2 protein-coding genes are annotated in these 1,581 nt (G+C 71.3%); one reads left to right on the top strand and one right to left on the bottom strand.

The window, feature by feature from the left end:
* The coding region (locus tag WAZ62_RS15900; RefSeq protein ID WP_422644513.1) for a hypothetical protein at positions 1-476 on the bottom strand (476 nt) is incomplete at its 3' end.
* Between the two features lie 167 nt (positions 477-643).
* Between WAZ62_RS15900 and mnmA the strand changes: the two genes are divergently transcribed.
* The coding region (gene mnmA / locus WAZ62_RS15895) for a tRNA 2-thiouridine(34) synthase MnmA (protein ID WP_422644512.1) at positions 644-1,581 on the top strand (938 nt) is incomplete at its 3' end.

Below are 1,581 nucleotides of genomic sequence, written 5' to 3'. Positions count from 1 at the left end.
GGCGGGACCGGCGCGGGGGCCTCGGTCGTCGTCGTGCCGGCGGCGGCATCCTTCCGCGCGGCCGGCGCGGTCAGATCCAGCAGCATCCCGGTGAGGATCGCGCTCGGATCGGTCAGCGCGGCATCGCCGGCCAGTTTGTCGGCGACCTCCTGGTCGGCGCCGTCTCCGATTGCCCGCTCGGCCCGGTCGCCCTTGTCCCCGGTGGTGTCGTCCGCTGTCGTGCCGGTAGCCGCCGCGCCGGTGGCCGCCGTGTTGGTGGCCGCGTCGGTCGCGCTGGCGGCGGTGTCTTCGGTGCCGGCCCGCGGGGCCGGATCCTTGCCTTCGCGGACCGCCGATTTTTCGGCCGGGTCCGACGTGTTCGGCGCGGCCTGCTGGTCGAGCAGGGCCGCGAAGCCGTCGTCGGCGCCCGAACTGGCGGCGGGGGCGCTGGTCCGGGGCGGCGGGGACAGGGCGGCTGACAGGCTGGCGGTTTCCATGACGGCTTCCGGTGAAGATCTCGCCCTGCCCTTGCAGGGAGCGGGCCAGCCGGAACAGGCCCGGAAACCGGGGCTTTCACGGCAGGGGGCGCGGCGGCGGCCGTTGCAACCCGGCAATTCCTTCCCGTCGCTTGTCCCTTTCTGCCGGGCCGACTATGGTCCCCGTCATGATCGAAACCCTCGATATCGACCGGCTGCTGCGCCCCTCCCCCGATGACGACCTGTCGCCGGGCGCGCGGATCGTCGTCGCCATGTCGGGCGGCGTCGACAGTTCGGTGACGGCGGCCCTGATGAAGGCGCGCGGTTATGATGTCGTCGGCATCACGCTGCAGCTTTATGACCAGGGCGCGGCGGCCGGACGCAAGGGCGCCTGCTGCGCCGGGCTCGACATCCGCGATGCCCGCCGCGTGGCCGAGGCGATCGGCATTCCCCATTTCGTGCTCGATTACGAACAGGCCTTCCGGGCCAATGTGATCGAGCCTTTCGTCGATGCTTATCTGGCCGGGGAAACCCCGGTGCCTTGCGTCCGCTGCAACCAGACGGTCAAGTTCCGCGACCTGCTGGGCGCCGCCCGCGACCTGGGCGCCGAGGCGATGGCGACCGGTCACTACGTCCGCCGGGTGAAGGGGCCGGAAGGCGCCGAGCTGCACCGTGGCCGCGACGCTAACCGGGACCAGAGCTATTTCCTCTTCGCGACGACGAAGCCGGAACTCGAGTTCCTGCGCTTTCCCCTGGGCGACATGGAAAAGCCCCTGGTGCGGGCGCTGGCCGGCCATTTCGGCCTGTCGGTCGCGGAAAAGCCCGACAGTCAGGACATCTGCTTCGTGCCGTCGGGCAAATATGCCGCCGTCGTCGAGAAGCTGCGCCCGGGCGCGGCGGACCCCGGCGACATCGTCGACATGGAGGGCCGGGTGCTGGGCCGCCATCAGGGCGTGATTTCCTATACCGTCGGTCAGCGCAAGGGCCTCGGCATCGGCGGCGGCGCGATGCCCGAGAATGCCCCGCTCTATGTCGTCCGGCTGGAGCCCGAGACCCGGCGCGTCATCGTCGGCCCGCGCGAGGCGCTGGCCCGGCGCGAGATCGGCGTCGGCGAGCTCAACTGGAT

This window comes from Zavarzinia sp. (assembly GCF_049306435.1).
GTDB lineage: Bacteria > Pseudomonadota > Alphaproteobacteria > Zavarziniales > Zavarziniaceae > Zavarzinia.
This window is presented reverse-complemented; position numbering and strand designations above follow the sequence as displayed.